General features: G+C 59.9%; 23 protein-coding genes. 14 read left to right on the forward strand and 9 right to left on the reverse strand.

What is annotated here, in order from left to right:
- Nucleotides 1–64: 64 nt before the first annotated feature.
- Together QMX93_RS21460 and QMX93_RS21465 are read right to left on the reverse strand one after the other, a co-directional pair.
- Complete coding sequence (locus QMX93_RS21460) at nucleotides 65–229, reverse strand: hypothetical protein (protein ID WP_007912545.1); 165 nt, start codon at nucleotides 227–229, stop codon at nucleotides 65–67.
- A 109-nt stretch (nucleotides 230–338) separates the two neighbouring features.
- On the reverse strand, nucleotides 339–581 hold the full coding sequence (locus tag QMX93_RS21465) for a DUF465 domain-containing protein (RefSeq protein ID WP_053120870.1): 243 nt from the start codon (nucleotides 579–581) through the stop codon (nucleotides 339–341).
- Nucleotides 582–787: 206 nt separating this feature from the next.
- Here QMX93_RS21465 and QMX93_RS21470 point away from each other — a divergent pair, with 206 nt between their 5' ends.
- Nucleotides 788–1,309, forward strand: a complete 522-nt coding sequence (locus QMX93_RS21470) for a DUF4142 domain-containing protein (protein ID WP_053120872.1) — start codon at nucleotides 788–790, stop codon at nucleotides 1,307–1,309.
- A gap of 300 nt (nucleotides 1,310–1,609) precedes the next feature.
- Here QMX93_RS21470 and QMX93_RS21475 read toward each other — a convergent pair whose 3' ends face one another.
- Nucleotides 1,610–1,879, reverse strand: a complete 270-nt coding sequence (locus tag QMX93_RS21475; protein WP_282357887.1) for a hypothetical protein — start codon at nucleotides 1,877–1,879, stop codon at nucleotides 1,610–1,612.
- Nucleotides 1,880–2,131: 252 nt separating this feature from the next.
- Here QMX93_RS21475 and QMX93_RS21480 point away from each other — a divergent pair, with 252 nt between their 5' ends.
- The 6 genes from QMX93_RS21480 to QMX93_RS21505 are packed head-to-tail and all read left to right on the forward strand — an operon-like array spanning nucleotide 2,132 to nucleotide 7,557.
- Nucleotides 2,132–2,983 carry an STAS domain-containing protein gene (locus QMX93_RS21480; RefSeq protein ID WP_053120876.1) on the forward strand — a complete coding sequence of 284 codons (852 nt, stop codon included), beginning with the start codon at nucleotides 2,132–2,134 and terminating at the stop codon, nucleotides 2,981–2,983.
- A 2-nt stretch (nucleotides 2,984–2,985) separates the two neighbouring features.
- Nucleotides 2,986–3,348 carry an STAS domain-containing protein gene (locus QMX93_RS21485; RefSeq protein WP_034155679.1) on the forward strand — a complete coding sequence of 121 codons (363 nt, stop codon included), beginning with the start codon at nucleotides 2,986–2,988 and terminating at the stop codon, nucleotides 3,346–3,348.
- Nucleotides 3,345–3,749, forward strand: coding sequence for an anti-sigma regulatory factor (locus tag QMX93_RS21490; RefSeq protein ID WP_008084828.1), 405 nt, complete (start codon nucleotides 3,345–3,347; stop codon nucleotides 3,747–3,749). Before QMX93_RS21485 ends, QMX93_RS21490 begins: the two co-directional genes overlap by 4 nt.
- Nucleotides 3,746–4,756 (forward strand): ATP-binding protein, encoded by a 1,011-nt coding sequence (locus QMX93_RS21495; protein WP_282357899.1) that lies wholly within the window; start codon nucleotides 3,746–3,748, stop codon nucleotides 4,754–4,756. The genes QMX93_RS21490 and QMX93_RS21495 overlap by 4 nt, the downstream gene beginning before the upstream one ends.
- Nucleotides 4,749–5,624, forward strand: a complete 876-nt coding sequence (locus QMX93_RS21500; protein ID WP_282357889.1) for an ATP-binding protein — start codon at nucleotides 4,749–4,751, stop codon at nucleotides 5,622–5,624. The genes QMX93_RS21495 and QMX93_RS21500 overlap by 8 nt, the downstream gene beginning before the upstream one ends.
- A complete protein-coding gene (locus tag QMX93_RS21505) occupies nucleotides 5,614–7,557 on the forward strand; it encodes a response regulator (protein ID WP_282357890.1) in 1,944 nt (647 codons plus the stop codon). The genes QMX93_RS21500 and QMX93_RS21505 overlap by 11 nt, the downstream gene beginning before the upstream one ends.
- A gap of 106 nt (nucleotides 7,558–7,663) precedes the next feature.
- On the opposite strand, the gene QMX93_RS21510 is transcribed toward QMX93_RS21505, so the two are convergent.
- The 3 genes from QMX93_RS21510 to QMX93_RS21520 all read right to left on the reverse strand — a co-directional run bounded on the left by QMX93_RS21510 (nucleotide 7,664) and on the right by QMX93_RS21520 (nucleotide 13,470).
- The gene (locus QMX93_RS21510; protein ID WP_282357891.1) at nucleotides 7,664–10,297 is read right to left on the reverse strand and encodes an excinuclease ABC subunit UvrA; all 2,634 of its coding nucleotides are present in this window, start codon (nucleotides 10,295–10,297) and stop codon (nucleotides 7,664–7,666) included.
- Nucleotides 10,298–10,534: 237 nt separating this feature from the next.
- A complete protein-coding gene (locus QMX93_RS21515; protein ID WP_282357892.1) occupies nucleotides 10,535–12,646 on the reverse strand; it encodes a hybrid sensor histidine kinase/response regulator in 2,112 nt (703 codons plus the stop codon).
- Between the two features lie 134 nt (nucleotides 12,647–12,780).
- Nucleotides 12,781–13,470 (reverse strand): GntR family transcriptional regulator, encoded by a 690-nt coding sequence (locus QMX93_RS21520; RefSeq protein ID WP_053120886.1) that lies wholly within the window; start codon nucleotides 13,468–13,470, stop codon nucleotides 12,781–12,783.
- Nucleotides 13,471–13,610: 140 nt separating this feature from the next.
- Between QMX93_RS21520 and QMX93_RS21525 the strand changes: the two genes are divergently transcribed.
- The 7 genes from QMX93_RS21525 (at nucleotide 13,611) to QMX93_RS21555 (ending at nucleotide 21,046) form a co-directional block, all read left to right on the forward strand.
- Nucleotides 13,611–14,696, forward strand: coding sequence for an ABC transporter ATP-binding protein (locus QMX93_RS21525; protein WP_282357894.1), 1,086 nt, complete (start codon nucleotides 13,611–13,613; stop codon nucleotides 14,694–14,696).
- A 1-nt stretch (nucleotide 14,697) separates the two neighbouring features.
- On the forward strand, nucleotides 14,698–15,615 hold the full coding sequence (locus QMX93_RS21530) for an ABC transporter permease (RefSeq protein WP_212544529.1): 918 nt from the start codon (nucleotides 14,698–14,700) through the stop codon (nucleotides 15,613–15,615).
- A complete protein-coding gene (locus QMX93_RS21535) occupies nucleotides 15,612–16,400 on the forward strand; it encodes an ABC transporter permease (RefSeq protein ID WP_053120891.1) in 789 nt (262 codons plus the stop codon). Before QMX93_RS21530 ends, QMX93_RS21535 begins: the two co-directional genes overlap by 4 nt.
- 18 nt (nucleotides 16,401–16,418) lie before the next feature.
- Entirely contained in the window at nucleotides 16,419–17,471 is a 1,053-nt protein-coding gene (locus QMX93_RS21540) for an extracellular solute-binding protein (protein ID WP_212544530.1), read from the forward strand.
- A gap of 219 nt (nucleotides 17,472–17,690) precedes the next feature.
- Nucleotides 17,691–18,887, forward strand: coding sequence for an amidohydrolase family protein (locus tag QMX93_RS21545; RefSeq protein WP_282357896.1), 1,197 nt, complete (start codon nucleotides 17,691–17,693; stop codon nucleotides 18,885–18,887).
- Nucleotides 18,884–20,371: an amidohydrolase family protein gene (locus tag QMX93_RS21550; protein WP_282357897.1), complete on the forward strand. Its 1,488-nt coding sequence runs from the start codon at nucleotides 18,884–18,886 to the stop codon at nucleotides 20,369–20,371. The genes QMX93_RS21545 and QMX93_RS21550 overlap by 4 nt, the downstream gene beginning before the upstream one ends.
- Nucleotides 20,372–20,383: 12 nt before the next feature.
- Nucleotides 20,384–21,046 (forward strand): flavin reductase family protein, encoded by a 663-nt coding sequence (locus QMX93_RS21555; RefSeq protein WP_053120900.1) that lies wholly within the window; start codon nucleotides 20,384–20,386, stop codon nucleotides 21,044–21,046.
- A gap of 192 nt (nucleotides 21,047–21,238) precedes the next feature.
- On the opposite strand, the gene QMX93_RS21560 is transcribed toward QMX93_RS21555, so the two are convergent.
- Genes QMX93_RS21560 through QMX93_RS21570 form a run of 3 tightly spaced genes read right to left on the reverse strand, consistent with a single transcriptional unit; the run spans nucleotide 21,239 to nucleotide 22,970 of the window.
- On the reverse strand, nucleotides 21,239–21,898 hold the full coding sequence (locus QMX93_RS21560) for a DUF799 domain-containing protein (RefSeq protein ID WP_053120902.1): 660 nt from the start codon (nucleotides 21,896–21,898) through the stop codon (nucleotides 21,239–21,241).
- The gene (locus QMX93_RS21565; RefSeq protein ID WP_053120904.1) at nucleotides 21,895–22,263 is read right to left on the reverse strand and encodes a DUF4810 domain-containing protein; all 369 of its coding nucleotides are present in this window, start codon (nucleotides 22,261–22,263) and stop codon (nucleotides 21,895–21,897) included. Before QMX93_RS21565 ends, QMX93_RS21560 begins: the two co-directional genes overlap by 4 nt.
- 32 nt (nucleotides 22,264–22,295) lie before the next feature.
- The gene (locus QMX93_RS21570; protein ID WP_282357900.1) at nucleotides 22,296–22,970 is read right to left on the reverse strand and encodes a CsgG/HfaB family protein; all 675 of its coding nucleotides are present in this window, start codon (nucleotides 22,968–22,970) and stop codon (nucleotides 22,296–22,298) included.
- Nucleotides 22,971–23,206 lie beyond the last annotated feature (236 nt).

Consider the following 23,206-nt stretch of genomic DNA (forward strand, 5'->3'; position numbering starts at 1 on the left):
GCCTTGCTCCTACAGTTGAATTGCAATCATCTGTAGGAGCAAGGCTTGCCCGCGAAGGCGTCAGTCAGTTACTGGATTTATCGAATTTGTCGGGATCTTCGTCTTCCGGCAAATCCTCATCCGGCTCTTCCGGATTAGCCGTCGTGTGCGCCGGGCTATTCGGCTCAGGATGCGTCGGAACCGGGTCAAAAGCGCCCTGCTCTTCACTGGGGAATTTGGGATCGTTCATAAGGCACCTCGCAAAGAGTCGATGATTGAAGACTCTGAACATTCGAGGTGCCAGTCGGGGCTGTCGTTCCAGTCAATCCGCAACCGATGGTCGGCGGATCAACCAGCCTTCAGGATCGCGCCTGCAATTGCTCGACAATCTTGTCTTTGACCTGCAAGCGTTTCTCTTTGAGTTTTTTCAGCGTGTCATCGCTGGGCGCATCCGAGGTCGCCGTCTCGGCCTTGACTACATCGGCGTCTGCCTGGGAATACTTGTTGATCAGTGCGTCCAGATGTGGATCCGCGGTGCGTTTTTGCTGGATCTCTTCCTTCGTAAGCTTCAAATCCTGTAACAAGTCATGAGTCACCGGCATGGAACACCTCCGTCAATTGATCGGCTGGCCCGCGCGACCGATTGCGCAGGCCAGTTATCAGAATGGCCTCGGTTGGGGCGTTCTGTCGACCACCTGTCAGACCAGCGGTGCCCGTTCGTCGCCCTGTCGCAAATGCGATAAAACCTTTAAACGTCGCGCTGCCTCCATTGAGTATCACCAACAAAAACCTGCGTGGAGATACACCAATGGACGGATTCAACTTGCGTCATCTGTTTTTGGCTGTCGCTTTGAGCACCGGTATGGGCAGCGCTTTCGCCGCGACTGACAATGACTTCGTCGATAACGCCGCCGCCGGTGGTATCGCTGAAATCGAAGCGAGTCGCCTGGCCCTGGAAAAGAGCTCATCGGCGGATATTAAAGCGTTTGCCAACATGATGATCACTGACCATGGCAAGGCTAACGATGAGCTGGCGAGCATTGCCAAGGCCAACGATATCGAGGTGCCGGATACCACGACGCTGGTCAAACAGGCCAAGGAAAAAATCCTCGACATGCGTGATGAGTCGTTTGATGCGGCCTACGCCAACAATCAGGTGAAGGCGCACGAAGAGACCATTGAGCTGTTCAAGAAACAGGCGAATACCGTGACGGATGACAAGGTCAAGGGCGCGACTGAATTGAAAGCGTTTGCGCAGAAAATGTTGCCGGGGCTGGAGAAACATCTGGCGGCTGCGAAAGAGCTGCAGGCCAAGCATCCTAGTAAGTAAGAGCTTTACCCTCACCCCAGCCCTCTCCCGGAGGTAGAGGGGGCCGACTGAGTTGAATGTTCGAGGTACGTCGACCTGAAAGGTCTGCATCGAACTCATGATCCAGACGCTAACTCAGGTTGAAGTATCGAAATCCAGAGTCGAACTCTGATTTTGAACAACACAAAGATCGGCTCCCTTCCCCCTCTACCCCTTGGGGGAGAGGGATGGGGTGAGGGGGATCGATTTAAGCCACACCACGATAACCAAGCAAAAAAAAGCCGCATCCAGAAGATGCGGCTTCATCATTTACGGCCAACCTCAACCCCCATCCGTATCAATATCCGCATCCGTCTCCTCCCCCGGTTCTGCCCGATCCGGCTTAGGCTCAAACCCCGGGCTGAACTCGTTGTCATTGTCCGTATGCTTGTTCTTCTGATCCACCGCCGGATCGGCGCTTTGCGCCTGCCCATCCTCACCCTGCTGCTGCGTCGGCGCAAGCTGCCCCGGCACTTGCGGATCGATTGCCGGATCGTTACGGTTGATCGGTTCGGAGGATTGATTCTGTTGCGGATTGGTTTGCTCGTTCATAATCACCTCGTTCGTCAAAGCAAGCGCGACTGAAACCAGCCGGGCCTTGAAGATTCGAAGCCTGCACCACGTCAACGTTCAAAACATCTCCACTCCCCGTCACGCCGACTAGAGTTACCGGGGCGTTCGTTGCGCCAGATCAAAAATATCCTGGCGGGATCGAACAACTATTTAGAACGGCAAATGTCGATGTCTTCGCGCCGATCAATTTTTATCGAATCGGCCCCAAATTCGTTACGGAGCAACAGGCACATGGCAGCACTGCAGAACAGCACACTCGATGCGATGAAAAACAAGCAAACGCAACTGCTGAGCGAATGGATCAACGGCCTGCAAGCCAGCGGTTCCACGCGCAATCTGAAAGAACACGACCTGCAGCAACAAACCTCCGAATTTCTGCAATTGGTGGTCAGCGGTCTCGAGAACGACAACGGCACCAACATCGCCACGCCAGGTTGGGAGGCGACCCGTCAGTTCCTCGAAAAGCTCTCGCACAGTCGCGCCCTGCTCGGCCAGGATTCGCAGCAAACCGCCAGCTTCATTTTCGCCCTCAAAGGCCCGCTGTTTAACCTGCTGCAAGCTCACTACAAAGAACAACCGGCGCTGCTCGCCGAACAACTCTGGGAAATCTCCGAGCTGCTCGACGCGTTCGGCATGCACACCATCCGCACGTTCCAGAAATCCCGTGAAGCGGTGATCAAGCGTCAGCAGGAAGAACTGCTGGAGCTGTCGACCCCGGTGGTCAAGCTGTGGGACGGCGTTTTGGCGCTGCCGATGATCGGCACCCTCGATTCGCAACGCACGCAAGTGGTGATGGAGTCGCTGCTGCAACGCATCGTCGACACCGGTTCGGAAATCGCCATCATCGACATCACCGGCGTGCCGACGGTCGACACCCTGGTTGCGCAGCATCTGCTGAAAACCGTCACCGCGATTCGTCTGATGGGCGCTGACTGCATCATCAGCGGCGTGCGTCCGCAAATCGCGCAAACCATCGTCCACCTTGGTCTCGACCTGCAAGGCGTGGTCACCAAAGCCAACCTGGCAGACGCGTTGAAACTGGCCCTGACCCGTCTGGGTATCAGCCTCGTCAAGACGGCTTAAGCATGGAACGTATCCCGATTCTTCAGATGGGCGACTTTCTGCTGGTGACCATTCAGGTCGACATGCATGACCAACTCGCCCTCACCCTGCAGGACGATTTGTCCGAACGCATCAGCAAAACCTCGGCGCGCGGGGTGTTGATCGACATCTCGGCGCTGGACATGGTCGACTCGTTCATCGGCCGGATGATCGGCACGATTTCCGGCCTGTCGAAAATCATGGACGCCGAAACCGTGTTGGTCGGCATGCAGCCCGCCGTCGCGATCACCCTGGTTGAACTCGGCATGACCTTGCCCGGCGTGAGCACTGCGCTGAACGTCGAGCGAGGGATGAAACTGCTGCGAGAACGAGTATTGCAACAATGACCGTGCGCAGTAGCGGTACTCAACCGATCCATATCGAGCAAGACGTGGTACTCGCGCGTCAGACCGCGCGCAAGCTCGCCACTGAGTGCGGCATGCGCCTGATCGACCTGACCAAAATGGTCACGGCGGTCAGCGAGCTGGCGCGCAACACCATGGTCTACGGCGGCGGTGGCGACATGGACTGGCAGATTCTCGACGAGGATCACAAGGTCGGTCTGCGCCTGACGTTTCGCGATGAAGGCCCCGGCATTCCCGACTTGAAACTGGCGATGACCGATGGCTGGACCTCCGGCAGCGGCATGGGGCTGGGCCTGACCGGCGCGAAACGATTGGTAGAAGAGTTCGAACTCGACACCGAACCCGGCAAAGGCACTCGAATAACGATTACCCGATGGACATGAATATCCGCTCCAGCCTGACCCAGGTGCTGCCAATTGAAGACAGCAGCCAGATCGGCTATGCACGGCGTACCGCGCAGCAATTGGCCGAACGGCATGGCTTCGATGAACGCGATGCGGGGCGCGTTGCACTGGTGGCGACAGAGTTGGCCAGCAACATACTCAAGCACGCCAGCCACGGTGAAATGCACCTGCGGGTGTTGCCGCGCCCTGATGGTTTCGGCATCGAAATGCTCGCCGTGGATCGCGCCCAGGGTTTTGATCTGGAGGCTTGTCTGGCCGACGGCTTCTCCACCGGCGGCACCCAAGGCATCGGTCTCGGCTCGATTTCCCGCCAGGCGGAAGTGTTTGATGTGTACGCCGATAACCGTGGCGCCGTGCTGTTGGCGCGACTGTATCCGCGCGCTGACCGGGCGCCCGACATTCGCTTCGGTGTCAGCCAGCACTCGCTGCACAACGATCCCGCGTGCGGTGACGTCTGGCACCTGGCCTATGAGGACGGCAACATCAGTGCGTTGATCATCGACGGTCTGGGCCATGGCGAAGAAGCCGAACGCGCCGGCCTTGCAGGCGCCGAAACCTTTGCCCTGACGCCGTTCGCCGAACCGGTCATGCTGATGGAGGACATGCATCGCGACATGATCGGCAGCCGGGGCGGCGCTGTCGCGTTTACCCAGTTCAACGCGCTGCGCGACAGTCTGACTTTTGCCGGCGTCGGCAACATTGGCGCCAGCCTGATCTCCGCCGACAAATCCCGCGGGCTGGCCTCGCACCCAGGCATTGTTGGCGTGCAATACCGGAAAGCCCGACCCTTTGACTATGCTCACGTGAACGGACATCTATTGATCATGTACAGCGACGGCTTGCAGTCCCGTTGGAACCTTCAAGACTACCCCGGCCTGGTGCACCGCCATCCCGCCGTGATAGCCAGCGTCCTGCACCGCGACTTCTGTCGCGGGCGCGACGATGTAACGGTGCTGGTCGTTGCCCTGGAGGCCGCCCATGGCTGAGTCGCCGATTCTCAACAGCGCCGAACAGGCCGCGCTGATTGCGCAGTTGCAGAGCGAAACCGCGGCCCTGCGCGAAGAGCTCGATGAAACCAACCAGGGCGTGCTGGCCCTGTACGCCGAACTCGATATTCAGGCTGAGGAGCTGCGCCAAGCCTCGGACTTGAAGAGCCGTTTTCTGTCGTACATGAGCCACGAGTTCCGCACGCCGCTGGGCTCGATCCTGAGCATCAACAGCCTGCTCGCCGATGAACTCGACGGCCCGCTCAGCCTTGAGCAGCACAAACAAGTCGCATTCGTTAGCACCGCGGCCCGCGAGCTCAGCGACATGGTCGATGACTTGCTCGATCTGGCGAAAATCGAGGCCGGGCGCATCACAATTTCGCCGGCGTGGTTCGACATGTTCGACCTGTTCTCGGCACTGCGCGGGATGTTCCGGCCGATTGTCGATGCTTCGGCGGTCGATCTGATTTTCGAAGAACCGGTCGGCCTGCCACGGCTGTATACCGATGACAAGAAACTCGCGCAGATCCTGCGCAACTTCATTTCCAACTCGCTGAAGTTCACCACCCGTGGCGAAGTGCGGGTGTCGGCGCGGCTGGAAGGCATCGACAAAGTACGTTTTGCCGTCAGCGACACCGGTATTGGTATCGCTGCCGAGCTGCATGGCGCATTGTTCGAGGACTTTTCCCAGGTCGACTCGCCGTTGCAGAAACGTCTGCGCGGCACCGGGCTGGGCCTGTCGCTGTGTAAACGCTTCGCGGCCCTGCTGGGCGGTGAAGTCGGACTTGAAAGCACGCCGGGGGTCGGTTCGACCTTCTTCGTGATCATTCCGCTGGCGATCGCTCTGGAGAACGTCGATGAAACGTGACATCCGCCTGTTGATCGTCGACGACAACGTCGCCACCCGCTACGCCCTGCGCCGGCGCCTGGAACGCCACGACTACCAAGTGCTGGAGGCCGGCACTGGGACTGACGGGCTGGCGCTGATCGAGAGCGAACCGCTAGATGCGCTGATCCTCGACGTCAACCTGCCGGACATGAGCGGTTTCGACATTGTGCGCATCTTGCGTGCCGATGCGCGCACCGCGTTGCTGCCAGTGATCCACGTGTCCGCCGCCTCGATCCAGACCGGCGACATCATCACCGGCCTCGATGCTGGCGCCGATGCTTACTTGATTCACCCGGTCGACCCGGACGTGTTGCTCGCGACCCTGCGCACACTGCTGCGAGTGCGCGACACCGAAAACGCCCTGCGTGAGAGCGAGGCGCGATTCCGCGAGATTTTCGCCAACGTCTCGGCACCGATTGCTGTGCTCGACGCGCATTTGAAAGTGCATGAATGTAATCACGCCTTCGCCCAACTGATTCTCGACAATCAGGATCCGCAAACCCTGCGCGAATGCTTCGCCGACGATCAAAGCGCAATCCTCAACGAACTGCGCCTGCGCCTGGTCGATGGCGAACGCTGGAAAGGCACGCTGAACATGCGCGTGCTCGGTGAGCTTCGCGAGACTGAATGGCAGATTTCGCCGTACCGTACGCCGGAGCTGAGCCTGGTGTTCGTCGAAGACGTCACCGAACACCGTCATCGCGAACGCTCGCACCTGGCGCGACTGGACGACACCACCACGCAACTGGCCAAGGAAGTCGCCGAGCGTGTGCGTGCAGAATCGCAACTGCTGCAAGTGCAGAAAATGGATGCGCTGGGCAAACTCACCGGCGGCATCGCCCACGACTTCAACAACCTGCTGACCGGCATCATCACCAGCCTGGAATTGATTCAGAAACGCGTGGCTGACGATCGACCGGAAAAAGTGCAGTTCTACGCCAAAGCGGCACTGAGCTCGGCAATGAGCGCCGCCGCCCTCACCCATCGCTTGCTGGCCTTCGCCCGTCAGCAACCGCTGGACACGCGGCCGGTGGACATCAACGAGCATGTGCGTTCGCTGGAAGAACTGCTGACCCGCACCATCGGCGAACGCATCAACCTCAAGCTTGAGCTGACCAGCAAACCGGCGATTGCGCTGGTCGACCCGGTGCAGCTGGAAAGTGCGGTGCTCAATCTGGTGATCAACGCCCGCGATGCGCTGCCGTCGGGCGGTAATGTCTGGGTCAACACCTACGCCGCTTATTCCCATGGCGATCCGAATCTGGCCGATGGCGCTTACGTCGCCCTGTCGGTGCGGGATGACGGCACGGGCATCGAGCACAACGTAATCGACAAGGTCTTCGATCCGTTCTTCACCACCAAACCGCTGGGCCAGGGCACGGGGTTGGGGCTGTCGACGATTTACGGTTTCGCCCGCCAGTCCGGCGGCGATGCGCACATTCGCAGCGTGGCACGACGGGGTACCGAAGTGACAATCATGTTGCCGGCGACCAGTGACCCGACCGGTGCTGACATTCCGGCGCCAGTGGTCGATCCGCAGGGGACTGGCGAGCATGTGCTGATCGTAGAGGACATGCCGTCGGTGCGGATGTTTGTCACTGAAGTGCTGGAGGATGCCGGTTATCGCTGCACCCAAGCGGCGGATATCGAAACGGCGCTGGAACGATTGCAGAACGATGCGTCGATCAATCTGCTGCTGACTGATGTCGGCCTACCGCGCATGAGCGGGCGGGAACTGGCGGACGTGGCGCGGGGCTGGCGTGAGGGTTTGCCGATCCTGTTTATGACCGGGTATGCGGAAACGGCGATCAATCGGCAGGTGTTTCTCGGGACAGGCATGGACATGCTGGTCAAACCATTCCAGATCAGCGAACTGCTCGACAAGGTACGCCGCACCCTCGACGGTGCCTGACAGATCGCCATCGCTGGCAAGCCAGCTCCCACGGTGTTCTGCGGTGTACTCGGAACCATCGTAGGAGCTGAGCTTGCTCGCGAAGAGGCCAGCCCGGCCAATACACCTATCGGCTCAACGCCCGGGCCAGAAACGGCGCAGTCTTGCTCTTCTTGCTCGCCGCAACCTTCTGCGGCGTGCCCGCCACCACAATCTTGCCGCCCTGATCGCCCGCACCCGGGCCGATGTCGATCACCCAGTCACTCTGCGCGACCACGCGCATTTCGTGCTCGACCACAATCACCGTATGCTCCGCCGTCACCAGCGTATCGAGCTGCTCCAGCAACCGGTCAACATCGCGCGGATGCAATCCTGTGGTCGGTTCATCCAGCACATACAACGTCGCGCCGCGTTGATTGCGTTGCAACTCGGTAGCCAGTTTGATCCGCTGTGCTTCACCGCCGGACAACTCTGTGGCCGGTTGCCCGAGGCGCAAATATCCGAGGCCAATATCACGCAGCACTTCCAGCGAACGACGAATCCCCGGCTGCCCGGCAAACACCGTCACCGCCTCATCGACCGTCAATTGCAGCACCTGCGCGATGCTCAAGCCCTCCCACAGCACCGCCAGCGTCTGCGGGTTGTACCGCGCGCCATGACAGGTCGGGCACGGCGCATACACGCTGGGCATAAACAACAATTCCACACTGACAAACCCTTCACCCTCGCACGTGGCGCAACGGCCCTTGGCGACGTTGAAAGAAAACTGCCCGGCGTCGTACCCCGCCGCGCGCGCCTCGGGGGTGGCGGCGAACAGCTTGCGCACGTTGTCGAACAGCCCGGTGTAGGTCGCCAGATTGGAGCGCGGTGTGCGGCCGATGGGTTTCTGATCAACTTGCACCAGCCGTTTGATCGATTCCAGTCCAGCCGTGACCTGGCCGCTGCTGAGCTGCGGCGCATCGTCTTCGAGGCTAATTTCTTCCGCTTCGTTTTCAACCGTCGGCCGCCCCAGTTGCGCGCCGACCAGTTCGAGCAATGCCTGACTGACCAGACTCGACTTGCCCGAGCCGGAGACACCGGTGACCGAGGTAAAACAGCCCAAGGGAAATTCAGCACTGAGGTTGTTGAGGTTATTGCGGGTGATGCCATCAAGCTTGAGCCACGCCGTCGGCTTGCGCGCGGCGCGGGTTTGCCGCTGGGTTTCAGCGAACAGATAAGCGCGGGTTTGCGACTCTTTAATATCGGCCAATCCCGCCGGAGGGCCGCTGTACAACACCTGCCCGCCCTTCTCGCCCGCCGCCGGGCCCACGTCGATCAACCAGTCAGCGCGGCGCATGGTTTCCAGATCATGCTCTACCACGAACAGCGTGTTGCCATCCGCCTTCAGCCGCTGCAAAGCTTCGAACAACGCCTCGCCATCCGCTGGATGCAAACCGGCAGAAGGTTCATCGAGCACATAGATCACGCCGAACAACTGCGAGCCCAGTTGCGTCGCCAGGCGCAAGCGTTGCAGCTCACCGGACGACAACGTCGGCGTGCTGCGCTCCAGCGCCAGATAGCCGAGACCGAGATCGGTCAGGGTGCTGACGCGCTCCAGCAGATCCTCGGCAATGCGCTGCGCCGCCAGACGCTTCTCCAGCGACAGGTTCGGCGTGTGTCGCACATCCGGCGCACTCGCGTGACCACTGCCGCCGTGGGCCACCCTTTGCTGACGAGCCTCGCGGGTTTGCGCATGGCTCAGGGTTTCGCCGGTTTCTTCGGCGTGCTGCAGATAGCTCGCCGCAGCTACCGGTCGCAGCACCTCGGCCACTTGCAACAACGGCATCTGCGACAACTCACCAATGTCGTACCCGGCAAAGGTCACCGACAACGCTTCACGCTTAAGGCGTTTGCCGTCACATAACGGGCAGGGACTGCCGAGCATGAATTGCGAAACACGCTTCTTCATCAACGCACTTTGCGAATGGGTGAACGTGTGCAGGATGTAGCGACGCGCGCCGGTGAAGGTGCCCTGGTAGCTCGGCTCCATTTTGCGCTTGAGGGCGACGCGGGTTTCTTCCGGGGTCAGCCCGGCGTACACCGGCACGGTCGGGGTTTCCTCGGTGAAGAGAATCCAGTCGCGCTGCTTTTTCGGCAGTTTCTTCCACGGAATGTCGACGTCGATGCCCATGGTCACGAGGATGTCGCGCAGGTTCTGCCCTTGCCACGCCAGCGGCCAGGAGGCCACGGCGCGCTGGCGGATGGTCAGGTTCGGATCGGGCACCATCAGCGCTTCGGTGACTTCATAGACCCGGCCGAGGCCATGGCAGTCCGGACAGGCGCCCTGCGGGGTGTTCGGCGAAAAGTCTTCGGCGTACAGCATCGCCTGCCCCGGCGGGTAACTGCCGGCGCGCGAATAGAGCATGCGGATCAGGCTCGACAATGTGGTCACGCTGCCCACTGAAGACCGCGTGCTTGGCGTGCCGCGTTGTTGTTGCAGGGCCACGGCGGGCGGTAGACCTTCGATTGAATCGACATCGGGCACGCCGACCTGATCGATCAGCCTTCTCGCGTAGGGTGCGACGGATTCGAAGTAGCGGCGCTGGGCTTCGGCATACAAGGTCGAGAATGCCAGCGAGGATTTTCCCGAGCCGGACACGCCGGTGAACACCACCAGCGCATCGCGGGGGATGTCGATGTCGACGTTCTTCAGGTTGTGTTCACGCGCGCCCCGCACACGAACCATGCCGGCGGGCGCTTTCGAATTACGCTTGGAAGTCATTGGCGGGCCTTGATCGAAGAACAGAAAAAACGTCTATGACTAATGAGGCCTCATTGATTGCGGAGTTCATTGTGGCGAGGGGATTTATCCCCGTTGGAGTGCGAAGCGCTCCCCTGCATTTTTCCAGTTGAACCGCATTCTCAGGATTTACGACTGCTGCGCAGCCGAACGGGGATAAATCCCCTCGCCACAGGTAACTCCCTACAGAGCTCGAGTAGGCTCAAGGTTCTGTCCCAGTCAAGCATTAAGCACCGCACGAATCATCTGCAACATCGCTTCCGGGCTGTACGGTTTGCTCAGCAAATGCGTGTCCGGGCTCAACTGGTGATTGCGCGAGATGATGTCGCGGGTGTGCCCGGAGGTGAACAGCACCGCCACCGCCGGTATCTGCACTTTGGCCCACGCCGCCAGATCCGAACTCTTGATCAACCCCGGCATGACCACGTCGGTAAAGATCAGATCCACCTCGATCCCTTCCAGCAACATCTGCATCGCTACATCGCCGTTACCGGCCGTCAACACGTGATAGCCTTCCTCGCGCAGCAACTCGACCGCCGAGGCACGTACGGCGTCGTTGTCCTCGACCACCAGGATCGTCTCGTGCCCACCGCCCTGCAGATTCTCCACACTCGGAGCCTCATCGCGAACCGGGCGCAAGCTGCGCGGGAAGTACAACTGCACCCGCGTGCCCTCGCCGACCTGGCTGGCAATCTCGACATGCCCGCCACTCTGTTTGACGAAACCAAAGACCATGCTCAAACCCAGCCCCGTGCCTTGGCCATCGGCCTTGGTGGTGAAGAACGGTTCAAACACTTGCTCAAGTATCTGCGCAGGAATACCGGCGCCGGTATCGCTCACCGCCACGCGCACAAACTCGCCGGGGACGATGCCTTTACCCGCGCAAAACTCGCTGTCGAGCCGAACGTTGGCGGCACTCAAACCAATCGTGCCTTCGCCCTTCATCGCATCGCGGGCGTTGATCGCCAGATTGAGAATGGCGTTTTCCAGTTGATTGCGGTCGACGTTGATGTGCCACGGCTCTGCCGGTAATTGCACATCGATCTGAATGGTTTCGCCCAGTGCGCGCTGGAGCAATTCGCCGACGCCATCGAAAATCTGCTGCGGATTGCACACCGCCGGCGACAACGGTTGCCGGCGCGCAAACGCGAGCAGTTGCGAAGACAGTTTGGCGCCGCGCTCCACCGCTGCCAGCGAGGCACTGACGCGGCGCTGCACGTTGGCGTTATCAGGCTCATGCCGGGCGAGTAAATGCAGATTGCCGGCGATCACTTGCAGCAGGTTATTGAAGTCGTGAGCCACGCCGCCGGTGAGGCCGCCAATCGATTCAAGCTTCTGCGACTGGCGCAATTGTTCCTCAGCCGCCAGGCGTGCCTCGACTTCATTGGCGACGCGCTGTTCAAGATTGCGGGTAAATTTGAGCAGAGACTCTTCGGCTATCTTGCGCTCATGAATGTCGATCAGTACGCCGGGGAAGCGCAGCGGTTCGCCGTGCTCGTTGAACTGGCAAGCGCCGCTGGCCAGCACCCAGAAATAGCTACCGTCGCCGCGACGAACCCGATATTCGGCGTTGTATGGCTCGCCGGTCTGCACGCATCGGGTGACTCGTTCCTGCACCCAGTCGAAGTCATCCGGGTGGATGCGCGACTCGGCAACGTCCTGAGACAAATTGCTCAGATCCTGATCCAGCGGGTAGGAGAACGTGCGGGCAAAACGCTCATCCGCGGACAGTCGGTTGTTTTTCACGTCCCACACGAATGAACCGACCAACGCCCCCGCATTCAATGCCAGACGCACGCGTTCGTTATCGGCGCGATAGGCGTTTTCGGCCTCTTGACGCAGTCTTTCGGAAATCACGAACTCGGTGGTTTCCACCACCATTGCCATCACCCCGGCAGGCGCTCCGGCATCATTGGAAACGGGACTGTAATAGAGATCGAGCCAAACCTCCTCGGGGACACCATCGCGCAGCAGTACCAGCGCCTTGTTGCGAAACGACAAGGTACCGCCGGCCAGGCACGTGTCGACTACATGGCGGTTGAAATCGGCAACTTCTGGCCAGCCCAACTCCACGGGGGAGCCGAGCAGATACGGATGGCGGCCACCGGCAAATTCCGAATAGGCGTCGTTGTAGATCATGTAGCCGGCATGGCCCCAGAGCATGACCATCGGCAGCGGCGAGGCCAGCATCAATTGCACCGCGCTGCACAGGCTCGCAGGCCAGGTATTCAGTGGGCCCAGTTCAGTGTGGCTCCAGTCGAACGCGCGGATACGTTCGGCCATTTCGCCTTGCCAGCCATCACAGCCGTGGCTATCGGATAAAAACTGCATCGACTGACTCGGTGTCCTGTGGTGGTTGCCCGATAAATCGCGACGCCAGAACGACGCGACGCCCGTCTGTTTCGAGCGTCTTCAGTCGTATTGGTTTCATAAGAGGTATAGCCGATTTCGTCCCCGCTCGGAGACTAGACTCCGATCAGGTGCTTGAGCGGATGGTAGCCAGTTTTCATCTTCGCGGCGACGTCGAGAATGGCTTTTTCGATGCCGTTCAAATGCATGCAGGTCAGCTCGATGGCAGCGCTCTGATTGCCAGCCTCGATGTATTCGATCAGGCGCAGGTGTTCGTCATCGCGGCACACTTCATGGCTGTCGTCGTCCAGTGCGGCGGCATACAGCGAGGCGCGCGAGATCAGCTTCTGGAACCAGTCGAGCAACACCGGGTTGTTGAGGCTGCGCGCCAGTTTGATGTGGAATTCGCCGAGCAGATGAATCAACCGTTCGTGGTCACCGGCAGCGTGCGCTTCGTCTTCCAGCAATAGATGTTCACGCAAGTCCTGCATCGCCGCGCTGTCCTTGCGTCGGCACAGTTCAGTGACGATGCCGATCTCGATCAGACGGCGGGTTTCGAACAGCGAACGGATCTCTTCATTGCTCGGCAATGACACCGACGCACCTTTGTTGGGCTCGGTGGTAACCAGGCCATCGGCCTCCAGTTGCTTCAACGCGGCGCGAACCGACGTGCGGCTGACATTGAATAAATCGGCCAATGAGGCCTCGCCCAGCTTCATCCCCGGGCGCAACGAGCGCTTGCTGATCGCCTCGTAAACCCCTTGGTAGACGCGGTCGACCGTGGTTTCCAGTTTCTTCTCGGTCATTCAAACACTCCTTTAGCGTCGGGCAACCAACCCCTGGCGATCGCTGGCCAAAGAAAAAGGGGGTTGCACACGCAGATTAATCCGGGTATTTCTAAATTGCATTCAGATATTGCATACAATAAATAGAGGATTGCACCAATATGGGTCAACCAATAGCAATTGAAGTGCGCAACGTCTCAAAACGGTATTCCGATGATCCAGGCCTCGCGCCGGCCCTCGACAATGTTTCGGTGAACATCGCCGACAACGAATTCTTTACCCTGCTCGGCCCTTCGGGCTGCGGCAAAACCACCCTGCTGCGCACCATCGCCGGCTTCGAGCACGTCAGTGAAGGCGAGATTCGTTTGGCCGGTGAACCGGTCAACGATCTGCCGCCATTCAAGCGCCGGGTCAACACGGTGTTCCAGAGTTACGCGCTGTTTCCGCACATGAGTGTGGCGCAGAATATCGCCTTCGGCCTCGAGATGCAGGGTCTTGATCGCAAGTTGATTCCGGATCGCGTCAACGAAATGCTCGCGCTGGTGCAAATGGAGCATCTGGCCGGGCGCAAACCCGCGGAATTGTCCGGCGGCCAACAGCAGCGCGTGGCTCTGGCCCGGGCCTTGGCGCCGAAACCGAAAGTGCTGTTGCTCGACGAGCCGTTGTCGGCGCTTGACCTCAAGTTGCGCAAAGAAATGCAGGTCGAACTCAAGCGCGTACAGAAAGAAGCCGGGATCACCTTCATTTTCGTCACCCACGATCAGGAAGAAGCGCTGACCTTGTCCGATCGCATTGCGGTGATGTCGGCCGGCAAGATCCTGCAGATCGGCACCCCGACCGATATCTACGAACACCCCAAACACCGTTTCGTCGCGCAGTTTATCGGCGATATCAACTTCTTGCCCGGCCAGCTCAAGCACGGCGAACACAACGAAAAACTCTTCGTGCCCAACGGCTTGCCAATCGAAATCCCTTGTCAGCAGCAGAGCTTCGCCGGCAGCAGCGTGCAACTGGCGTTTCGCCCGGAGCGCTCGCAACTGGTCGACGCCAGCCAGCCGCATCACCTGCGTGGCGTCATCGAAGCGGTGCTGTATGTCGGCACGGCGACGCTGTACCAGTGCCGGCTGAACAACGACATCAAAGTCATGCTGCGCGAAAACAACGAGGGCTTGAATCCTGGCCGCGCAGTTGGCGAACGCGTTGCCGTGCACCTGCCGCCGCACGCCTGCCTGTTGATGGAGGCCTGAGATGAGCGTCAGCAGCACTTCCCCTGCCCTCAACCGCGCGCTGTTGCTCAGCCCGGTGGTGTTGACCCTGCTCGCCCTGATCGCCATTCCGCTGGGGATCATGGGCTACATCAGCCTGCTACCGCGCAATACTTACGGCGGCGTCGACTGGCAAGCGCCATGGCAACTGCAAAGCTACGTGCAGCTGTTTTTTCAGGAAGGTTTTGACGGTGAACTGGAACTGAACTGGGTCTATGCCCAAGCGTTGCTGCGCTCGGTGCTGCAGGCCGGTGGCACCACCGTGTTGTGTTTCCTGTTCGGTTTTCCGGTGGCGTTGTGGATGTCGAGCCTGACCCCGCGCCGGCGCAATTTGATGGTGTTGCTCATCACCATTCCGTTCTGGACTAACCTGCTGATCCGCAACTACGCGTGGTTGATCATCCTGCGCGAACACGGTTGGGTCGCGCAAAGCCTTAACGCCCTGTTCCCCAGCGCCGGCGGCATCACCCTGCTCTACAACGATTTCGCGGTGAGTGTCGGTCTGGTCTACAGCTTCCTGCCGTTCATGATTCTGCCGATCTATTCGACGCTGGAAAAACTCGACTGGCGTCTGGTCGAAGCCGCTTACGACCTCGGGGCGAATCGCTGGCACGCGTTGCGCCGGATCATTCTGCCGCTGTCGATGCCGGGCGTGATTGCCGGTGCGTTGCTGGTGTTCGTGCCGAGCCTCGGCGCGTTCATCACTCCGGCGATTCTCGGTGGCGGCAAAACGCTGATGATCGGCAACCTGATCCAGCAACAGTTCGGCACCGCGCGCAACTGGCCACTGGGCAGTTCGCTGTCGTTCCTGTTGCTGGCGATTCTGCTGGTGTCGCTGGTGCTCTATGCGCTGTACAGCCGCCGCGCGACGAAGACTATCAATCGGGGGGCGAAAGCATGATTTCCCTGCACCTGAAAAAACTCCCGGGCACCCGCGAAATCAGCCTGCTGATCCTCGCCTATCTGTACCTGCCGATCTTCGTGTTGATCGCTTACAGCTTCAACGCCAATCGTTCGGCGACGGTGTGGACCGAGTTTTCCTTTGCCTGGTACGGGCGGATTCTGGCCAACCCGTCGATCCAGACGGCGGCGCTGAATTCGATCATCGTCGCAACCATTGCCACGGTCTGTGCCACGGCGATTGCACTGCTCGCGGCGCTGGCCACGTACCGGCCGTTTTACGGGCAGAAAATGGTCGAGGGCGGGATCAACCTGCCGCTGATCCTGCCGGAAATCGTCACCGCTGTGGCGACGTTGCTGCTGTTTATGGCACTCGGCATCAAGCTCGGTTTGCTGACGGTGATCGTCGCGCACATCGGCTTCTGCATTCCTTTCGCTTACTTGCCGATCCGTGCGCGGCTCAACGATCTGGACAAGAGCCTGCTGGAAGCGGCGAACGATCTTTATGCCAATCCGTGGCAGGTGTTTCGCCGCGTGACCTTGCCGTTGCTGTGGCCGGCGGTGTTGTCCGGTGCGGTGCTGGCGTTCGTGGTCAGCCTCGACGATTTCATCATGACCTTCTTCGTCGCCGGCCCGGGTTCGACGACGTTGCCGGTGTACATCTTCTCGGCGATCAAGGCTGGCGTGACCCCGGAAATCAACGCGATTTCGACGCTGATGCTGCTGATCTCGATTGTCCTGGTGGTGCTGGCCTTCTGGCTGGGCCAACGCGGTAAACAACAATAAATCTGGAGCGCTCTGTTCATGAAAATCAAAAGCATGCGGTTGGCAATGTCCGGTCTGGCCCTGAGTTGTTTCACTGCGTTCAGCGCCCACGCCGCCGAACCGAAAGAGCTGTTTTTCTACAACTGGACCGATTACTACCCGGTCGAATTGTTGGCCAAGTTCGAGAAGGAAACCGGGATCAAGGTGACCATGGACGGTTACGACAGCAACGAAACTTTGCTCGCGAAATTGCAGGCCGGCGGCGCCGCGTATGACGTGATCGTGCCGTCGCAGTCGATCATGCAGACGTTGATCAAGCAGGATCTGTTGATGGAAATCGACACGCCTACCCTGAGCAATTTTCAGTACGTCAAAGGACCGTTCCGCGATCCGAGTTTCGATCCGGGGCGCAAGTTCTCGGCGCCGTATTTGTGGGGCACCACCGGCTTCTCCTACGACAGCGCGAGGGTGCCGGGCGGCAAACTGGATGACTCGTGGAAAGAGTTCTTCGAACCGCGCAAAGAGCTGCAAGGCCAACTCGCCGCGCTGGACACATCGAGCAGCGTGATCAACGCCGCCAGCCATTACCTGAACGTCGACGAATGCAGCGAAAACCCGCAGGACGCCAAACGCATTCTGGAATTGCTGCAAAAGCAGAAGCCGTTTTTGAAGATGTACAGCTCCGACAACACCGTCGACCGCATGGCCTCGGGCGAGGTGATCATGATGCAGAACTGGAACGGCTCGACCGCCCGGGCGACCTTGCAGAAGAGCACGATCAAGTACGTCTATCCGCGTGAAGGCGTGGCGATGTTCCAGGACAACTTCGCCGTACCGAAAAGCGCACCGCATCCGGGCAACGCGAAGATCTTTATCGACTGGATGATGAAGCCGGAGAACGCCGCTGCCGTGTCGAACGCCATTGCTTACGCCAACGGAATACAGAGCGATTCGTTGCTTGATCCGAAGTGGAAGGTGATGGACGCGATCAACATGCCGGAGGAATACGCCTCGCGTCTGCGCCCGGAGAAGGAATGCAGCAACAAGGCGCGGGAGCTGCAGGATCGGATCTGGTCGAAGCTTAAGGGTTGATCCGAGACCGCTGCCCTCACCCTAGCCCTCTCCCAGAGGTAGAGGGGACTGACCGAGGTGTCTTGCGCCATACGCCGACCTGAAACGACCAGTCGACTATGGATTCAAAGCAAATATTCCAAGTCGGTGTATCTCTCCAATATCCCCCATTCAGTCCCCTCTCCCTCCGGGAGAGGGCTAGGGTGAGGGAAAAAATCCAAAGACCTGAATGAGGTTTGTATGACCCAGCCACACTGGCTACGCAACGTGCGCCCCTACGGCGCCGCCGCCGAAGACCTGCTCATCGAAAACGGCCGCTTCACTCAGCGCCGTCCGGCCAGCAATTCGCCGCTGTCCGCCAGCGACATCGACGGCCACAATCAACTCCTCACCAGCGCATTGGTCGAAAGCCACGTCCACCTCGACAAAACCCTCTACGGCCAACCCTGGCGCCCAAACAGTGCGGGGCCGACGCTCAAGGACTACATCAGCAACGAGCGCCGCATCCTCCGCGAAGTCACCGCGCCCATCGCCGAACGCGCCGGCGCCCTGCTGGAAAACTGCATCGCCCGTGGCTCGCTGAGCATGCGCTGCCACGTCGACATCGACCCGGAATTCGGTCTGCGTCACGTCGAAGCCATGCAGCAATTGCGCGAACGTTACAAAGACCTGATCGACCTGCAACTGGTGGTGTTCCCGCAAACCGGTTTGATCAGCCGCCCCGGTACCGCCGAATTGATGCGTGAAGCAATGGCGCTGGGCGTGGAAAACGTCGGTGGGCTCGACCCGTGCGGCATCGACAACGATCCGATCGCGCAGCTCGATTTCGTTTTCAAACTCGCGGCTGAATTCGGCCGTGGCGTCGATATTCACCTGCACGACAAAGGTGAGCTGGGCCTGTGGCAAATCGCGCTGATCGCTGATTACACCGAGCGTTTCAACCTGCAAAACCGGGTGATGATCAGCCACGCCTACTGCCTCGGCATGTTGCCGTGGAGCCAGGTCAAACCGGTCGCCGAGCGCTTGGCGGCGCTGGGGATTTCGCTGATGAGTTCGGCGCCGGCCGACACCGCTGTGCCGCCGTTTCTCGCCTTGCGTGAGGTCGGCGTCAATGTCTGCTTGGGTTCCGACGGCATTCGCGATGCGTGGTCGCCGATGGGCAATGGCGACATGCTCGAACGGGCGATGTTGTTGGCGTTTCGCTTTGATCTGGGCAAGGACGATGAGCTGGCGGCGGCGTTCGAGGCGGCCACGGTAAATGGTGCGCGGGCGCTGGGTATCGAGGATTACGGTTTTGCAATTGGTCAGCGTGCGGACTTCTTGCTGATGCCGGTTGAGACGCTGGGCGAGGCGGTCGTTGCGCGGCCGTTGCGTCAGGTCTATCGCGGTGGCGCGTTGATCGCCGAAGGTGGCAGCTTGCTGAGCAGCCGTCTGTGAAACGCATCGGTCTCAAGGCCAGTTGCGTGGTCGGTTTCGACGGCGCGCAGCATGTGCTGTGGCGCGACGGTGAAGTGGTGTTTTCGGGTTCCCGTATCGAATTCGTCGGGCGCGGTTATGCCGGGGCGGTGGATCAGTGGATCGATTACGGCAATGCGCTGATCGGCCCTGGCTTCATTGATCTCGACGCGCTGGGTGATCTCGACTCCACGGTGTTAACGCTGGACAACGGCGACGAACGCGCCATGGGCCGCATGTGGTCATCCGAGTATCTGGCCGCCGGCCCCCGTGAGACATACAGCGCCGACGAAGAAGTTTTCAAATACCGCTACGCCTTCACCCAGTTGATCCGCAACGGCATCACCACGGCCATACCTATCACCTCGATGTACTACCGCGAATGGGCGGAAACCTACGACGAATTCGCCGCTGTCGCAGACGTTGCCGGTGAACTGGGTTTACGCACTTACCTCGGCCCCTGCTACATGAGCGGCATGAGTTACTGGCAGGCCGACGGTACCCTCGCCCATCACTGGGATGAAGCTCGCGGGCTGGCCGGACTGGATGCGGCAGAACGCTTTTTCAAGGATTTCGACGGCGCCCATGACGGTTTGATTCGTGGCGCGCTGCTGCCGGATCGTATCCAGACCTGCACACCCGCATTGCTGCAACGCACCGCCGCGCTGAGCCGCGAACTGAATGCGCCGATGCGTCTGCATTGCTGCCAGGCGCTCAGCGAAGTGGCGATGGTTGAGCAATTGTGCGGCGCGTCACCGCTGGAGTGGTTGCAGCAACTGGACTTGCTCACGCCGCGCAGTCTGCTGCCGCACGGCATCTACACCGCTGGCGACGATGATCTGCAACGGCTGATCGACGGCGGCGCGAGTCTGGTGCATTGCCCGTTGGTGTTTGCCCGCGATGGCGAGGCGTTGAACTCATTCGGTCGCTACCGCGCCAAGGGCATCAACTTCGCACTCGGCACTGACACCTGGCCGGCGGATCTGCTGGAAAACATGCGCCACGGTTTGAACATTGCGCGGCTGATGGAGGGCGGCTCGGCGCTGACCAGCAGCCTCGATCTGTACAACGCCGCGACCCTCGGTGGCGCGCGGGCGTTGGGTCGCGATGACCTCGGTCGACTGGCCCCCGGCGCCAAAGCCGACATCACCGTATTCAGCTTGCGCGGCCTTCATCTGGGGCCATTGTTCGACCCTTTGAAAAACTTGCTGCTGGCCGGGCGTGGCGACGATTGCGTCGCCAGTTACATCGACGGTCGTTGTGTGATGCTCGACGGTCAGGTCACCGGCGTCGACTACCCCGCCCTGCAACGTCAGGCCCAACTTCAATACGAAAAACTCATGCGCAGCCACAGCGACCGCGCGTTTACCCGGCCGGACTGGAAAACCCTGTTCCAGCCGTCCATTCCGTTCGCCGATGACTACAGCGCCGACGCGCCATTGAGCGCCATCGATCCACTTTCCTAGAGGTTTTTGCCCATGCACAGTTTCGATTTCAGCCAGCTCAGCCCACGGGAAAAATACAAGATTCTCATTGGCAGCGTCGTGCCTCGGCCGATTGCGCTGGTGACCACCATCGATGGCGAGGGCCGGATCAATGCCGCGCCGTTCAGCTTCTTCAATGCACTGTCGGCGGATCCGCCGATTCTGGCGCTGGGCGTGGAGAACTACGGCGATCAGAGCCCGAAAGACACCACGCGCAATATTCAGCTGAATCAGGAATTCACCGTGAACATCGTCAGCGACGCGTTGGTGGAGGCCATGAACGTGTGTGCCGTGCCGTTTGCTCCGGGTTTCGATGAGTTGACCGCTGCGGGTTTGACGGCGATTCCCGGCACCACGGTGAAATGCCCACGCATTGGTGAGGCGCCAGTGGCGCTGGAGTGCCGGCGGATGATGGCGCTGAACATCGGTCAGTCGCGGGAGATCATTTTTGGCGAGGTGTTGATGGCGCATGTGCGCGATGAGCTGATCGATCCGAAAACCTTGTACATCGATCAATTGGGGCTGGATGCGATTGGGCGTATGGGCGGCCATGGTTATGCGCGCACCCGTGATTATTTCGACCTGCCGACCCGCTCGTTGCAAGCGTGGACGGAAGCACCGGGCGGTGGCGAACGGTTCTGGCCAGCCGCCAAATAAACCAACAGCAAAAGATCGCAGCCTTCGGCAGCTCCTACTGATCGTTCCCACGCTCCGCGTGGGAATGCCGCCATGGACGCTCTGCGTCCACTGTGACGCGGAGCGTCACGGGATGCGTTCCCACGCAGAGCGTGGGAACGATCAATGCATTCCCCCTGTAGGAGCTGCCGCAGGCTGCGATCTTTTGATCTTTCAGTCAGTGCCGTATTTCGGCGAACGCGGGCCGTATAGCAGGCCTGCGTGCTGACCAGCCGAGAGCAGGCGATTGCTCGCCACACCGGCAATCGGGTAACCGGCATCGGTCGAACTGTTGATGATCTGCTTCACCGCTGCGGTGATCAGCATGCCGATCAAACCACCGCCACCGTTGTTGCCACCCTCTTCACTCGACGCCCGCGCCGAACCGGTCCACAGCGTGGTGCCGCTTTTCAGATCCACCAGTTTCGCCGTCGCGGTCACGGCGGTTTCACTGCTGATCACCAGATAACGCGTACCGTACTCGGTCACGGTGATATACAGGGCCGCGTCCGCACCGAAGATTTCCTTCAATTTGTTCGGCGGTGCCTGATGGATATCGTCCGGGGTGGTCAGGCCGTTCTGGCGGAAAGTTTCATCCACCAGCGCAATCGGCAACACGTAGTAACCGGCCTCGGCCAGCGGGAACGTCACTTGCGACAGCAGGCTGTAAGAGGCCTTCACATCCGGCGAAGTGTTCAGCGGCGGCAGCACCAGAATGGTCTTCGGGCGTGCCTGTTTGTACGCCGAATAGTCCACGGTTTTTGGCGCTACGCAGCCACCGAGAACGGTCAGGGCCAAACCAGCGGCGAGTAACTTCAGGGTACGCGAGATCATTTGGCGTCTCCGGTCTTGGCATTTTTAAGCAGAAAATCCATGTACGGGCCGGACTCGGGGAACAGCGCTTTCTCGGTGTTGAACTGCTGCACCATCTGATCGTCCTTGCCCATGCTCAAATAGAGCAAGCCAAGGTGGGCGTGGTAACCCGGCGGCACGGCTTTGCCGGTAGAGCGGATCTTTTGCAGGTCACGTTCGAGCACTTCGGCCTGCGCTTCTTTCGGCTCTTCGCCTTTGAAGTATTCGTAGACCTGCGGTTGATAGTCTTCCCACTGGTACAGGGTTTTCGGGCCGGCACAACCGGCCAGCAAGGCACTGGCGGCCAGCGTCAGCGCCATCAGCGAGCGCGACAACGTCGAATTCATGGGTGTTGCTCCTTGCAATGAATGGGCGTCGATCAGTTGCCCGGCTTCCAGGCACCAGCGTTCATGCCATCGACCAGACGATTGATCGCCTCGCGCATGGCCAGATCCAGTACTTTGCCGTTGAGGGTGGAGTCGTAAGCTGCGGTGCCGCCGAAGCCAACGATTTCGCGGTTGGACAAGGCGTATTCGCCAGCGCCTTGCGTGGAATACACCACTTCGGAAGTGCTGATGTTGACGATGTTCAGGTTGACCTTGGCGTACGCGATCTGGGTTTTGCCACGGCCAAGAATGCCGAACAACTGGTGATCGCCGATCTCTTTGCGGCCGAACTCGGTAACGTCACCGGTGACCACGTAATCAGCACCCTTCAAGCGCTGGGCCTGGCCCTTGATCGCCGCTTCCTGCTGGATCTCGCCCATATTGTCGCGATCCAGCACGCTGAAGCGGTTGGTCTGCTGCAAGTGGGTGATCAGGATGGTTTTGGCCTGGCCGCCGAGACGATCGACGCCATCAGAGAAGATCCCGCGCATGTAGCTGGAGCGGTTGTCGAACTTGCCCACGGCCATCGGCACACGAACGCCAGTCCAGACTTGAGAGGCGCTTTCAACCTTGGCCACTGGCAACGCGCGCGAGCTTTCGGTGGCGCAACCGGCAAGAGTGCCGAGCACGGCAATGGCAACGCCTGAGACCAACATCCGGGAGATCATTCTCACTGAGTATTCCTTCTTGAAAAACGGTGTGTCCCGGCACGGCGACGTGGGGTGGGAGCTGAAAAGGGGCGGCATTATGACAAAGTGCCATCATTGCGAACAGATATTTTTGACGCCAACGAATTGGCCTGTTTACCCCCTGTCGATCGTTCCCACGCTCTGCGTGGGAATGCCGCTACGGACGCTCCGCGTCCCCTGTGACGCGGAGCGTCACGGGAGGCGTTACCACGCAG

This window comes from Pseudomonas sp. PS01303 (assembly GCF_029959385.1).
Classification (GTDB): Bacteria; Pseudomonadota; Gammaproteobacteria; order Pseudomonadales; family Pseudomonadaceae; genus Aquipseudomonas; species Aquipseudomonas rustica.